The organism is Candidatus Eisenbacteria bacterium (assembly GCA_016867715.1).
Lineage (GTDB): Bacteria > Orphanbacterota > Orphanbacteria > Orphanbacterales > Orphanbacteraceae > VGIW01.
The window spans coordinates 21017-27371 of the sequence record VGIW01000038.1 but is presented as its reverse complement, the minus strand read 5'-3'; the positions used below and the strand labels follow the sequence as shown (position 1 = coordinate 27371).

5 protein-coding genes are annotated in these 6355 nt (G+C 63.8%); all 5 read left to right on the top strand.

What is annotated here, in order from left to right; translation table 11 throughout:
• Positions 1–459 (top strand): hypothetical protein (locus FJY73_08240; GenBank protein MBM3320648.1); only part of this gene is annotated, 459 nt, incomplete at its 5' end.
• Positions 456–4283 carry an AAA family ATPase gene (locus FJY73_08235; GenBank protein MBM3320647.1) on the top strand — a complete coding sequence of 1276 codons (3828 nt, stop codon included), beginning with the start codon at positions 456–458 and terminating at the stop codon, positions 4281–4283. The genes FJY73_08240 and FJY73_08235, both read left to right, overlap by 4 nt.
• On the top strand, positions 4280–4435 hold the full coding sequence (locus FJY73_08230) for a hypothetical protein (GenBank protein MBM3320646.1): 156 nt from the start codon (positions 4280–4282) through the stop codon (positions 4433–4435). Before FJY73_08235 ends, FJY73_08230 begins: the two co-directional genes overlap by 4 nt.
• 131 nt (positions 4436–4566) lie before the next feature.
• A complete protein-coding gene (locus tag FJY73_08225; protein MBM3320645.1) occupies positions 4567–5505 on the top strand; it encodes a hypothetical protein in 939 nt (312 codons plus the stop codon).
• 9 nt (positions 5506–5514) lie between these two features.
• Entirely contained in the window at positions 5515–6348 is an 834-nt protein-coding gene (locus FJY73_08220; GenBank protein MBM3320644.1) for a hypothetical protein, read from the top strand.
• Positions 6349–6355 lie beyond the last annotated feature (7 nt).

Below are 6355 nucleotides of genomic sequence, written 5' to 3'. Positions count from 1 at the left end.
GGCGAACTCACCGCCCTGCACCTGCTGGAATCGCCCCGGCTCGACCAGCCCATCACCGAGTTCATCGGCAGCCGGAACCCCGAGGTCGAGAAGGTCTCCTGGTCCAAGAACACCGTCTGGCTCGATAAGGCGCAGACCGTCGGCTTGAAGGGCGTGCGCGAGGACGTGTGGAACTTCCACATCGGTGGCTACCAGGTCTGCGAGAAGTGGCTCAAGGACCGCAAGGGCCGCACGCTCTCAAAGGACGACATCGACCACTACCAGAAGATCGTCGTCGCCCTCTCCGAGACCATCCGCCTCATGAAGGAGATCGACGAGGTCATCGAGGACCACGGCGGCTGGCCGGGGGCGTTCCAGACCGCGAAGCCATCCGAAGAAGCCGACGAGAGACCCGTCAAGGCCGCCGAGCCGAGAGCACCGTACGGGGCGAAGGGAGCGAAACGAAAGAGCAAACGATGAGAACCCTCACCCCCGGCGCCCGGCGGCTGCCATCCCACCACATCACGATCCGCGTCCCCTGGCACGACGCCGGCTGGACCGGAACGGTCTGCGCGGATCCCCGGAAGAACACGAGCTGCTTCGCTCTTCCCCGGATCGCGGAAGGGAAGAACGACGAAACGGAGTCGCGCTGCGCCGGCCAATCGCTCGACAAGCTGGCCGGCGGCGATTTCCCGCCCTGCGTCGATGAGCGGGTTTCGTTCATGGCCGACTACGAGATTAGCCGCACGAAGAACCACCCCTATGTCAAGTTCTTCCCCGAGACGCACAGTCACTTCGAGCCCACTCGTTTCGTTCATCCCCCCTACTCGGCGGCGTGCATCCCCTTCCGGTGGATGCTCCGCCAGGTCGTCGAGGGGAACGCGAAGAACGGCGACATCGGCCTCGCGGAGAAGCTGAACCTCGATTGGGTGCCGGAGCGGGAGCCGGATATTCGAGACAAGAGCGGATCCGAGATCGATACTGCCTGGCTGCAGGAGCGGGACAACCAGCTCGCCCTCCTCGACACCTTCTTCGGCGCGCTCCGGGAAGAGGAATCGCTCTGTTTCTTTTACGCGAAGCGCACCCCGCTCTCGGAGCAGTCACGGCGGCTGATTGTTGGCATCGGCCGGGTGCTCTCGATCGGCGGGGCGACCGAGTACGCTTACAGCGTGAAGAATCCTCCTCTCCGATCCGTCCTCTGGGAGCGCAACATCGGTCACTCCGTTCGGCCCGGCTTCGAGGACGGGTTTCTCTTCCCGTATCAGGAGGCGCTCGCGCTGGCCGAGCGGGAGGGGATCGACCCGGAAGAGTTCGTCGCGTTCGCTCCGGACGAGCACTTCAACGCCTACTCGTACACATCCGAACACTTAACGCACGACGGGGCGGTTGCGTCGCTCGTCGCCTCGGCCGCTGCGCTCCACCGAATCCGTGGACGGATCGAAGGGCCGTGGGACCGCGTGCTCGCTTGGATCGACACCGAGCTCAACCGCCTGTGGAAGGCGCGCGGGGCTTTTCCCGGTCTTGGATCGGCGCTCTCGGCCTTCGGATACCAATGGGGCTTCCGGCACGGGAGCCTGCTCGCGTACGAGGTCGAGTTGGAGCGGGAGCGAAGAGGCGGCATGCCCTGGGAGATCGTGGATGCAGTGATGCGAGATCCGGAGCGCCTCGAAGGCCCGACCGCCAAGCTCCTCACCCCGAGCCTCCGCAAGGGATGGAGCAGTTTGGGGAAGGAACGCCGGGCGCTGCTCGAGCTCCTCGCCCGCTGCGCGATCAGCGAGGACCAAGCGCTCCGGATCTACGACAAGACCGAGCGCAAAGACGCGGGCATCGAGGCGAGCGACGCCGACTTCCTCGCGAACCCTTATCAGTTCTTCGAGCTCGATCGACGAAGTCGCGACCCGATCGCCTTCGGCGCCGTGGACCGCGGGCTGTTTCCGGACGAGGCGGTTCGTGAGGAGTTCCCAGTCCCCGAGCCGAGCCGTGTCGAGGATCCGTCCGACCCGCGTCGGGTGCGAGCCCTCGTCGTCGACCTTCTCGAGGAAGCTTCGGATGAGGGGCACACGATTCTCCCCCAGAGCTGGGTCATTCGGCGCGCTCGCGAGCGCGCACTCCAACCGCCATGCCCACTCGGCGAGAACGTGTTGGAGGCGAACGAGTCGTCGTTCGGGCGGTTCGTGCAAAGGGCGACAACAGGCGCCGGCGAGGCGGCCTACCAGATCGACCAGTTGGCCGGGTGCCGCGAGATCATCCGTCGGGAGGTCCACGGGCGGCAGAGGGGGAAACCGCACGCGGGGGCGCACGACTGGTGCGCGCTTGTGGACCAGGGGCTCGCCCAGGCGATGCCGGAGGGGGGCGAGGAGCGCGAGACCGAGGAGCGCGCTCGAAAGGAGAAGGCGGCGGCACTCGAGCAGCTCTTTCGGGCGCGGCTCTCCGTGCTGGTCGGGCCGGCGGGAACGGGGAAGACGACCCTTCTCAAGACCCTCTGTCACATGCCCGAGGTGGATAAGAAGGGCATTCTCCTTCTCGCACCCACCGGGAAGGCGCGGGTACGCCTGGAAGAGCAGACGGGCCTCCGGGGTGCCGGCCAGACGCTCGCCCAGTTCCTGATCGCGCATCACCGATATGACAGCGAGACGGGAGCCTACTCGTTCGATCCGACCGCTCCACGGTGCGGGAACTTCCGCACTGTGATCGTCGATGAAAGCTCGATGCTCACGGAAGACCAGCTCGCGGCGCTGTTCGACGCCTGCACGAACGTCGAGAGATACGTGCTCGTCGGCGATCCGAGACAGCTGCCTCCGATCGGAGCGGGTCGACCGTTCGTGGACATTGTGAACGAGCTAGCGCCTGAAGGGGTGGAAGCGCTCTTCCCGAGATGTGCCCCGAATTACGCCGAGCTGACCGTTCCCCGCCGGCAGACTGCCGAGGGACGCGGCGACGTGCTCCTGGCCTCGCATTTCAGCGGTCGTTCCCTCGACCCGGGCTCCGACGAGGTCTGGGACGCCGTGGGTGCCGGTCCTGCCGACCATCTTCGGACCGTCCAGTGGACGGATCCCCAGGATCTCCAAAGAAAGATCCTCGATGAGCTGGTCACGGGGCTCGAGCTTTCCGACCCGGACGACGAGCTCGGCTTCGAGGTATCGCTCGGCGGCTCGAAGTACAAGGATTTCGATCGCGCTTTCTTCTGGAGCCGCTTCGGCGACAACCCGGGTGCGGCCTCCAAGGTCGCGGAGTGGCAGATCCTATCGCCGATTCGCGCGGGCCAGGAAGGGGTGGACGCGCTCAACCGCGCGATCCAGGAACGCTACCGCCGTCGCTGGCGCGAGTTCGCGGAGCGAGAGGGGTGGAGTCGTCCGGTGCCCAAGCCGTTCGGCCCGCAGGGGATTCTGTACGGCGACAAGGTGATCAACATCGTGAACCAGCGCCGTCGCGACGTTTGGCCGAAGATGGACGGCGAGGCGTACATCGCGAACGGCGATCTCGGGATCGTCGTCGGACAGTACAAGACCAAGAAGTTCAAGGGCATGCCCAAGAAACTCGAGGTCGAGTTCGCCGGGCAGCTCGGCCACAAGTACGGATTCTGGAAGAGCGAGTTCGGGGACGAGGTGACACCGCCCCTGGAACTCGCCTATGCGCTCACCGTGCACAAGACACAGGGGAGCGAGTTCGGCATTACCTTCGTGGTTCTGCCCAATCCGTGCTGGCTCCTCTCGCGGGAACTCCTCTATACCGCTCTCACGCGACATCGCAATCGGCTGGTCGTTCTCCACCGCGGGCCGCTCGCGGAGTTCCGTCGCTTCGCTGGTGAGGAGCACTCGGAGATTGCGCGCCGGATGACGAACCTCTTCGCCGATCCGCAGCCGCGCGAAGTGACCGTCGAGAAACAGAAGCGGTTCCTGGACGAGGGCCTGATCCATCGTACGGAGCGAGGCGACCTCGTGCGTTCCAAGTCCGAGCTCGTGATCGCGGACAAGATGCACGCCCGTGGGATCGAGTACGCGTACGAGCAGCCGCTCGTCTTACCGGATGGCCGAACTCGGTATCCCGACTTCACGATCACCGACCACGCCCGTGGGGTCACCTTCTACTGGGAGCACCTGGGCATGCTCGACGACCCCGGATATCGCTCACGCTGGGAACGGAAGCGCGAGGAGTATGCCCGGAACGGGGTTCTGCCCTGGAAGCAGGGCGGCGGAGAGGTTGGGACCCTGATCGAAACCCGCGACGACCCGGGCGGAGGACTCGACGCCAACCAGATTGCACGGCTGATCGAGGAGGTTCTGCTGGGGAAAGGAAGCCTATGAACGAGACGTTCACGCACGAATGGTCAAGGCAACTCTGGCAGCTGATGGTGTACCTGGAGGCGGCGTACGACTATCTCGAAGAGAGCGATCTCGTTGAAGTTCCGGAGAGGGCTGCATCGTGGTTCGCCCAGGAGAACCCGGAGGGAGATTGATCATGCTTCGCGTCATCATGAACGCCGCGCAGACTCGCCAAGCCCTTCGCGCCATACGCGCGGAGCTGACCAGGCAGCTCGGAAAACCTCGGGCCTGCCGTTGGAACTTCCCCGGCGGAGGAGGGGGAGGCATGCCGACATGGTTCAAGGAGTCATTCAACGACTTACCCTTGGCCATTGGCATTCAGAAGTGGCGGAATCGAACGGCGATGTTGGTGGCGCGCGACGCCCTTTCACGCGAGAATGTGCCGACCGTGGAACTGAACATTCCGGATGCGACAGGTAAGGTCAACAGACTCGTGAACGGATGCCTCTGCAGGCGTGAGGATGGTGCGGTCCTCCTCGGGCACAGGGGGCGCGCCCTGACGGCCACACCGAAGGTCATTCCGAAAGACGTCATTCATCGGCATTTTGCGAAATGGCTAGAGACAGTGGAGGATGATGATCGCGAAACCAAGATCATCCCGGTCGGTCTTGTCGGAAGACACCTGTTGGCAGATATTGCCGACTTCGCGGATCAGGTGTCGACACTCAAACAGAGCTGGCTCAGATCCCGCGGGAGTGCGTCGGTCGTCAGGTCGATCCATGGCTGGCGCGAGGACCTACGCTTCCCCAAGGCGATTCAGAGAGTCGTTCAGGCGAGCGAATCCGAATCGGAGTACCGGCACGGGCCGATGCAGAAGCTCTTGAAGCAGGAAGTCGAGGAGTTGCTGCCGAATGGGCTGAACACAGCATTCAACGTGAATGCCGATCTGGCTGTTCTACGTGGGAGGCGAGTGCTGGGGATCTTCGAGATCAAGACCAATCTCGGTCCTCAGCTCTACTCGGGGATCGGCCAGCTCCTTTGGTATCGCCTGATGTTCGGATCCGGCTCCACTTCTGTTTTCTTGGTGATTCCGGGAGACTGTCGTCCGCAAGCCGAAATCGCTGAGGTTGGGCCAAATCTCACCCGCATCGGGGTGACTCTTCTCCTATGCGGCGCCGCCAGGGTTAAGCGCTGGGACAACAAGGAGCTGGGCCAAACCCTCACAATCGCCGGGATCCCGTGCCGCCCGAGTCGAAAGCAATAAGGAGACCCCATGGGCGACATCATCAACATCGCCAACCTGAACAAGTACACGGGGCGCTATTCCCGGCATCGCCGCGCCAATTCCGTCGAGGAGAAGATCGGGTGGTATCTGTCGGGCAACCTGCGCGAGAAATTCCCCGTCCTCTCGATCCGCAGCCGCATGGAGGACAATGAGGAGCCCTCCCCTCTCGTCTGGGAACCGGGGAGAAACACCCGCATGGCCGCCGCCGTGATTCTCGATACGCTCAAGGCGTGGCAGGCGTTCCGCCCCCGAAGCGAAGCGTCCGTCCACAAGCGCCTCATGAGGGAGATTTCGAAGGTGGCGACCGGATTCCAGAAGCAGATGGGCGAAGTCGGTATCCAGTCCGCCCGCGACCTGGCAAAGGCTGGGGTGCGCAACCCGGAATACGCCGACGCGCTCTTCTTCATGTCCCGTGCGGTCGGACGGTTGTCGCGGGCGAAGGGGAGCGACTCGCCGATGCTCGGGTCGAAGATCCTCCATCTACTATATCCCGAGCTCTTTCCGGTTTGGGACAACGCGTGGATCAACAAGGAGGCTCTCGCGAAGGAGGACGTTACCAATGACGATCTCGGGGCGTGGCTCCCCGAGCGGGCCCTCAGAAGACTGGGCAACCTTGAGTACAGGAAGGCTGCAATCACCTACGCGCGGTACCTCGCGCTCATGGCCAGGGATCTTAGGCGCACATCCCCGGGGAATTACCGAAAGATTGAGGCCGCGTTGATTCGCCATGCGGAGATCCCGTCCTCGGTCGTCCGGTGGCACTTCCATGATCTTAGACCCCTCGTCTTCGAGGTCTGTCTGCTCGGCAAGCACGTTGGCTAGCGGGGAA